At 40.4% G+C, this 6,606-nt stretch carries 7 protein-coding genes and 1 pseudogene; 4 read left to right on the forward strand and 4 right to left on the reverse strand.

From position 1 onward, the window contains the following. The first annotated feature begins 78 nt into the window (after positions 1-78). Positions 79-1,158 carry a branched-chain amino acid aminotransferase gene (locus ABEB05_RS15280; RefSeq protein ID WP_265790963.1) on the forward strand — a complete coding sequence of 360 codons (1,080 nt, stop codon included), beginning with the start codon at positions 79-81 and terminating at the stop codon, positions 1,156-1,158. Positions 1,159-1,215: 57 nt separating this feature from the next. Here the strand turns inward: ABEB05_RS15280 and ABEB05_RS15285 are convergent, their stop codons facing one another. Next, a complete protein-coding gene (locus ABEB05_RS15285) occupies positions 1,216-2,145 on the reverse strand; it encodes a 2-hydroxyacid dehydrogenase (protein WP_265790962.1) in 930 nt (309 codons plus the stop codon). Between the two features lie 368 nt (positions 2,146-2,513). Between ABEB05_RS15285 and ABEB05_RS15290 the strand changes: the two genes are divergently transcribed. Continuing rightward, positions 2,514-3,059 carry a DUF2911 domain-containing protein gene (locus tag ABEB05_RS15290; RefSeq protein WP_265790961.1) on the forward strand — a complete coding sequence of 182 codons (546 nt, stop codon included), beginning with the start codon at positions 2,514-2,516 and terminating at the stop codon, positions 3,057-3,059. A gap of 65 nt (positions 3,060-3,124) precedes the next feature. Continuing rightward, positions 3,125-4,084: a DMT family transporter gene (locus ABEB05_RS15295; RefSeq protein WP_265791429.1), complete on the forward strand. Its 960-nt coding sequence runs from the start codon at positions 3,125-3,127 to the stop codon at positions 4,082-4,084. Between the two features lie 80 nt (positions 4,085-4,164). Here the strand turns inward: ABEB05_RS15295 and ABEB05_RS15300 are convergent, their stop codons facing one another. From ABEB05_RS15300 to ABEB05_RS15310, 3 genes and pseudogenes are all read right to left on the reverse strand, one after another. Next, positions 4,165-4,440: a DUF4113 domain-containing protein gene (locus ABEB05_RS15300; protein ID WP_265790960.1), complete on the reverse strand. Its 276-nt coding sequence runs from the start codon at positions 4,438-4,440 to the stop codon at positions 4,165-4,167. A gap of 29 nt (positions 4,441-4,469) precedes the next feature. Beyond that, positions 4,470-4,757 carry a DinB/UmuC family translesion DNA polymerase gene (locus ABEB05_RS15305; RefSeq protein WP_345694312.1) on the reverse strand — a complete coding sequence of 96 codons (288 nt, stop codon included), beginning with the start codon at positions 4,755-4,757 and terminating at the stop codon, positions 4,470-4,472. Between the two features lie 57 nt (positions 4,758-4,814). Next, a pseudogene (locus ABEB05_RS15310) lies at positions 4,815-5,447 on the reverse strand (Y-family DNA polymerase). 87 nt (positions 5,448-5,534) lie between these two features. On the opposite strand from ABEB05_RS15310, the gene ABEB05_RS15315 reads away from it, so the two are divergent. After that, positions 5,535-6,305: a queuosine precursor transporter gene (locus tag ABEB05_RS15315; protein ID WP_265790957.1), complete on the forward strand. Its 771-nt coding sequence runs from the start codon at positions 5,535-5,537 to the stop codon at positions 6,303-6,305. The last annotated feature ends 301 nt before the right edge of the window (positions 6,306-6,606 follow it).

Below are 6,606 nucleotides of genomic sequence, written 5' to 3' on the forward strand. Positions count from 1 at the left end.
AAGAGGAAGGAAAGCATAAACATCAAGCAAAAAATTGTATATTACAGTATCAATAAATACTAATTCTTGGAGATTTCTATGAGCACCGATATAACCTTTGATATAACGAAAGTAGCCCAAAGTCGTATTGATCAAGTGGATCTTGATGATCCTGGATTTGGCCGGTTGTTTTCTGATCATATGTTGGAGGTATCGTATAATGAAGGAGAGTGGCAACAACCAAAGATTAAGCCCTATGGTACTATTGAAGTTGTCCCGGCCTTAAATGTATTTCACTATGCCCAATCGGTGTTTGAAGGAACCAAGGCTTATTATGTAGACGACGAAACCGTCAACTTATTTCGTATTGGCCAGAACTATGAACGCTTTGTACAGTCTTGTAAGCGAATGTGTATACCTCCTGTTGATCGCGAGGTATTTCTGGGAGGCATCGAAAAGTTGATCGAAATAGACCACCGGTGGGTCCCTCGTAAAGAGGGAAATGTTCTTTATATTCGTCCTTTTGCATGTGCTTTTGATCCGGTTATTTCAGCAAATCCTGCTGAGGAGTATCGCTTTTTTGTGATCACTTCTCCGGTAGGATCCTATTATAATAAGTCAGTAAAGCTGACAACCTCAAAGAGATACGTCCGGGCGGTAAAAGGCGGAGTGGGTGCTGCCAAAGCGGCCGGTAATTATGCCGCCAGTTTTTATCCGGCGCGTAAAGCTCAAGAAATGGGGTACGATCAGGTATTATGGCTTGATGCCCACGAGCATACTTATATTGAGGAAGTGGGAACAATGAACATCTTTTTTATAATTGATGGTGTATTGGTTACCCCAAAACTGCAGGGCACGATATTGCCGGGCATTACGCGGGATTCTGTGCTCCGGCTGGCGAACCATTGGGAGATACCGGTGGAAGAGCGACGTATCAATATAGAAGAGGTTATTGAAGCTGGACAGTCGGGAAAGCTTGAAGAAGTATTTGGAACAGGTACTGCTGCGGTTATTGCCCCGGTAGAGGAAATCCATCATGATGGGATATCTGTTATCCCAAAGGAAAAAGACCGCGGACCGGTTGGACAAAAACTCTATGACACTATTTATGATATCCAACGTTCAAGAATAGAAGATCCATTCAATTGGGTTCGTTCTGTACAAGTTGGGAATAGCTAAAACAATTACTTGTTTGTAATTATCTTATCGATTTAGAGCGCTTGACTATTAGTCTTGTTAATACCCTTTTTCCCTGTCTACGGCATTGCGCAAATCCATTCCGGAAAGAGCACGTTTATAATTTTCGACAATTTGCTCTGCTGCCTCAGCCGGCTGGGTAATGCTGGCAATATGAGGTGTGATTATTATATTAGATCGATTCCAGAAGGCATGTTTATCAGGCAAAGGCTCTTCCTTAAAGACGTCTAGCCAAGCTCCCTGTAATAGATTACTGTCAAGAGCGTATATCAGGTCTTCATCCACCAAGTGTTCTCCCCGAGCAGCGTTAATAATCCAGGCATCAGAAGGCAGCTCTTTAAAAACCTTAAGATCCAGAATGTCTCTGGTGGCATCTGTTAAAGGAAGGAGACATACGAGGATATTGATATCCGACAAGAAGAGCGATAGCTTATCCGGACCAGCAAAACATTCTATATCTTCAAGTTCCTTGGATGATCGGGCCCACCCGGAAACCTGGAATCCGGTTTTTACCAACTGTTCTGCTACTGGCTGTCCAATTGCTCCCAATCCCATAATCCCAATTCGTAAATTCTTCGAAAGCTCATGGCGATGTATTTGCCATTTGCCCTGATCACTTTGACGAATATACTGTGGCAGGTTCCTCTGGATATTGATCACTGCCCCTAGAACATACTCTTTCATCTGCCGAATAAGAGAAGGAGATACAATACGGGCAATTTCTATTGATTCCGGGAGGCTATCGTCAGATAATAAATGGTCGACTCCCGCTCCCAGTGAAGAGACTGCTTTAATATTCGGGAAGCTATCCAAAAGGTGTTGGGGTTGATTCCAGCAGACGGCAAACTGTACTCGGTCTTTATTCTTGATGGCCGGCCAGATATCAGTTTCAATATTGGGATCAATGCGATGGATATGTTTTTTCCATTCTGAAAGATTTCGATCAGGAGCGACAAATAAAAGAGACATAAAGGAATATTCGATTATTTATTATCCGAATCTAAGTATAAGAAAGCCAACAGCGTAATGCTAAGAATTAGTGGGCCTGGCAAATGAATGCGGAAGGATAACTTTGCAAAATAAACTTTTAAAAAATATCGAATTTTATAATATGAGTATATAATTATTTGATTAGGGATTTTAACGATTGTAATAATAGTTGTAAAAAAATCTGCAACCCATTCTTGCCTTTGTTATAATAATTCAAATCAAAGTTTATCGACTCGAATTTACGATTATAAAAAGCCGTTGACAGTCGCATTAAAGTAAACGAATGTTTTTTATTTTTAGTTACATTGAATGAGTTTGGTAACAATAATTAACCTAACTAAATGATTATGACAACACTGAAAAAAATAGTTGCAAATATTGGATTGTCATTGCTTGCAGTTTTATGCATAACTACTTTGGGATTGGCTCAAGAACGAGGGAGTGAGGAGCCTCGTACCAGCCCAAATGCTACAGTCAGCCAAACAATTGGTACAACTGACGTTACAATTACCTATGGGCGGCCTGCTGTAAATGATCGGGAAGTTTTTGGAGAGCTGGTACCCTATGGAGAAGTTTGGCGAACCGGTGCGAATGAGTCCACGGCTCTGGTTGTTTCTGATGACGTGATGATTGAGGGAAATAAGTTAGAAGCTGGAACATATTCTTTATACACTATTCCTAATAAAGACAGCTGGACCATTATTCTTAATTCCAAGCTTTCGTGGGGCACCGAATACGATTCGGGTCAGGATGTGCTCCGGTTTAAAGTAGAATCTCAGGAAGCAGATTATATGGAGCGCATGCTCTTTTATTTTAAAGATGTTTCGAATGATTCTGCTACGGTAGTTCTTCATTGGGATAATACAAAAGTACCATTCACTATTAGCGTTTAATTTCTATCTCAAATTTCGAGCCTAATACAACTGAATCTCATGGTGGGGCCTTATCCCATCATGGGATTCTTTTATTTTTTACTCTTTTGTGGGGTGCCAACTTTATATTGGCAGAGGTTGCCTTAAAAGAAATGTCCCCCATTTCCTTTAGTGTCTCTCGTTTTGCAATGGGCGGGCTGGCGCTTTTTTTAGTAATGTATCTACAATACCGCTATGAAGAACGCCGAACTTCCGGGCCTGTTTCATTTCTTCCAAAAATAAAACGCAAACATTGGCCCCGACTTATCCTGATCTCCGTTATAGGTGCCACTCTTGCTCCCTGGCTGGGAATTGAGGGGTTAGGATTAACCCACGGTGCCCGAGCCTCACTTTGGTTGGCACTCGGACCGGCAGTCAGCACATACTGCGGTTATCTGTTTAGAACCGAACGCATGGGATTATATGGGTACATAGGGATTGTTTTAGCTGTTATCGGAACAGTAATTTTAGCCTGGGATGGGTTACGTCCGGCACAAGGATATTGGTTGGGAGATTTAATTTTAATTGTAGCTCTTATCCTTACAGTAATAGAGCTTCACTTGATAAAACCGTTGGCCCGCCAATATGGTCCGGTACCTGTCGTTGCAATACGCACAGCTATTGGTTGTTCGTTATACATGATGATTGCTTCCCCGGCTCTTGTTGAAGTAACCTGGCTATCTCTTGGACCCTGGACCTGGATTGCTATACTGGCGGGTGGAGCTATTGGAGTAGGAGTTGGACAATGGGCGAAAGTTCGTGCACTAAAAATACTTGGCCCTACTCAAGTCGTGCTTTATGGAAATATGGTCCCAATTGCTGCTCTTTTGATCGCTTGGTTAAGTATTGGAGAGAATCCATCTAGGCTCGAAGTTGTTTCTGCCGTTTTTATTATTGTAGGGGCAATATTTATTCAGGTCATTGATGGTAAAGCGGGAGCATCCAATAAAAAGAAGGAAATTGAAGAAGATCTTTCATTCCTTATGAGTACTAAACAGGATAACTAGTCATTTTTAAAACTGATTTAGATGTTTGATGAAAGATATTCCATTTTCATATTCTATCCTGCTTAGAGATTGATTTTTATTTAACAGCTTATTTCCATTAGGTTATCCCAACTCGTTGTATACTTCGGGGATAAAAATTGTTGTTTCATTTGCCAGGATTGCTCAAACCCAGTGGCCGCAAAATGGGCTGTGTCTGACCCATATTTTGTATTGATATCATCGATTTTTCTCATCAATTCATGTTGATTATTAGATTGTTGCTTTTTGCTAAATAAATTGCCTTGTATTTTTGATTGGGGAATGATGCCAGTCAGCATAACAGCCGCTTTTTTATATTTAAGTCCGGATTGATACAACTTTATAAGTGTATTATGTCCATATTTAATCAGAAAAGAAGTGTCAGCAGTAAGTATGTGAAGAGGGATTTCAATTCCATATTTATATTTTGGGTTACCATCGCCATACTTATTAGTACGCAGTGTAATATGCAGCAGGGAGGTAACCGATTCTTGAGCCTTAGTTTTTCAGTGGAAATCATAATAAATTCTGCAATAGCTTCTTGTAGGTCCTCTAATTTCGTAACTGCTTTACCAAATGATCGCGAAGTCATAATTCCTTTTCGGGGATCATTAATATGTTCAATCTCCAGGCAGGGCTTCCCATTGAGTTCCATCACAGTTCGTAGCCCGTTTACACTTAGTCGGCTTCGGACCTAGTCCGTCTGCGTATATCAATTCTTTAATTCCAGCGCATTAGTAATTCCTTCGTTGAAGAGACGTTGAGAAAGACCTGCTCCGATTCCCCAAATATCCGTCAGCTTGGTGTCTCTTAATATATTATCCAGTTCAGAATGTCCTATCAAGTTGAGCACACCGTTATATCCCGGTTGAGATTTTGCCGTTTCATTTGCAATCTTAGCCAGTGTTTTGGAAGGTGCAATTCCTACAGAAACCGGCAAACCTGTCCACTGTTTTACTGTCGATTTTATAACTTGTCCGAAGGATCGTAAATCATCTGTCATTAGCTTTGGAAATTCTATAAATGCCTCATCAATACTGTAAGGTTCTACTCGGGGAGTAAGGTGACGTAGCGTTTTCATGACCCGGAGCTACATATCTCCGTACAGGGCATAATTGGAAGATTTTTGAATAACGTTATTTCGTTTAAGAAGATTTCTGATCTTGAATTCGGGTGCTTCCATCTCAATGCCGGCTTCCTTAGCCTCATTAGAGCGGGCAATAATACATCCGTCATTATTGGAAAGAATAGCGATAGGTTGATCCCTGAGTGAGGGATCGAATACCCGCTCGCAAGAAGCATAGAAATTGTTACAGTCAATAAGGGCATAGGCGGAGGTGCTCATATAAATTTTATGACAAAGCTGAAATTTCTCTTTATTTCACTTATCATTGCAGCGACACAAACTAAATGTTAGGGAATAATTTGTTAAATGGATAATCAAAAACCATCTGATGTTTCCTCATATAAAAGAGATGCCCTCTTTTTAACATTGTCGGGTATATTCTTAACGGCATTGGTTCTGGGAAATGTTATTGGGACCACTAAATTTGTTACTATTTTCTCAGTTGAGCTTTCTGGTTGGATGAGAACACTGGTACCGGAGCTGATTAGAGAGGAAAATACGTATACAATGAGTGTTCCTGTCGGGGTTATTGCTTACCCTTTCACCTTTCTGGCTACCGATCTTCTTTCAGAGCTGTATGGTAGAAAAAAAGCACAGCTGGTAGTATGGGTGGGCTTCTGGATGAATGTGTTTATGCTTTTTTTGATGACCGTGAATCATTGGTTACCTAATACAGGGGGGGTCAGTGGAGGGCTTGATCTTTTTGAAGGAGTCTATGAATTTATGATTGGCAATACCATTGCAAGTATGATAGCATATTTGGTGGCTCAAACGGTAGACGTTCGTCTTTTTCATTTTTGGAAAAGACTTACTCAGGGAAAACATCTTTGGCTGCGTAACAATGCGTCAACGACCGTAAGTCAACTAGTCGACTCCACTACTATTCTAACCATCCTCTTCATTGCTGGAAATTTAGGGGAGGAAATCGATACTATTGGTAAATTAATGATTCTAATAATCAATTCTTATCTATTTAAATTTTTCTTCGCACTGTTTGATACTCCACTTTGTTATTTAGGAGTGAAATTATTCAATGATTATGATGAAGATCCCAGTGAATATAGTCTATATTCGTAGGTATCTTCTGACTAAAAGCCCCTCTAGCAATGTTAAATGCAGATAAGGAAAATTTGTAAAATAAATACCACAAAAACATTGACACGAACTGGGTAAAATCCTTACATTAGGAGTCCGCTTTCGAAGTGAAGAAAACGGCAATGAGTTGACTCATTACTTCCAGATAATTAGAAAAATTTAGCATTTGGAAGTGATCGGGAAAGTGGTTATCATTGCAGCGCCTTCCGATGGCGGGAGGAGGTCTTCTTTTTTGGGAGGCGGATGTTCTTTGACATGATGGGTAGAATATACAGACGATCGC

This window comes from Fodinibius salicampi (assembly GCF_039545095.1).
GTDB lineage: Bacteria > Bacteroidota > Rhodothermia > Balneolales > Balneolaceae > Fodinibius > Fodinibius salicampi.

Excerpts from the sequence above, each read along its gene's own strand:
- ABEB05_RS15285 (WP_265790962.1), bottom strand. The coding sequence starts at position 2,145 with ATGTCTCTTTTATTTGTCGCTCCTGATCGAAATCTTTCAGAATGGAAA.
- ABEB05_RS15280 (WP_265790963.1), top strand. The coding sequence starts at position 79 with ATGAGCACCGATATAACCTTTGATATAACGAAAGTAGCCCAAAGTCGT.
- ABEB05_RS15305 (WP_345694312.1), bottom strand. The coding sequence starts at position 4,757 with ATGGAACTCAATGGGAAGCCCTGCCTGGAGATTGAACATATTAATGAT.
- ABEB05_RS15315 (WP_265790957.1), top strand. The coding sequence starts at position 5,535 with ATGGATAATCAAAAACCATCTGATGTTTCCTCATATAAAAGAGATGCC.
- ABEB05_RS15290 (WP_265790961.1), top strand. The coding sequence starts at position 2,514 with ATGACAACACTGAAAAAAATAGTTGCAAATATTGGATTGTCATTGCTT.